Raw genomic sequence first — 482 nt, forward strand, 5'->3', positions numbered from 1 at the left:
CTTTACCCTTAACAGCACTACAGCCCCAATCGTCAAGGTAGCGGACACGCTTAAAGATATTTCCGAAGGTGAAGGAGACTTAACAAAAAGTATTGCCGTCAGTTCCAAAGACGAAGTAGGCGACCTTGCCTTGTACTTCAATAAAACAATTACAAAAATCAAAGACCTTGTGCTTCTAATTAAAAAGCAGGCAGGCGTATTGAAAGATATAGGCAATGATCTTGCCAGCAACATGACCGAAACCGCAGCGGCGATAAATCAAATCAACGCCAACATCCAGAGCATAAAAGGCAGAGTCATAAACCAGAGCGCAAGCGTAACCGAAACCAACGCCACTATGGAACAGGTTATTACCAACATCAACAAACTAAACGGTCATGTAGAAAAACAGAGCCGCAATGTTTCCCAAGCGTCATCCGCCATTGAGGAAATGGTAGCAAATATCAGCTCTGTTACCAACACGCTGGTCAGCAACACCGCCA

At 44.4% G+C, this 482-nt stretch carries 1 protein-coding gene; it reads left to right on the top strand.

The window, feature by feature from the left end:
* Positions 1-482, top strand: a 482-nt coding sequence (locus tag ACYVRA_RS08645) for a HAMP domain-containing protein (protein WP_461252313.1), incomplete at both ends; no start/stop codon positions are given.

This window comes from Treponema sp. R8-4-B8, from assembly GCF_054786175.1.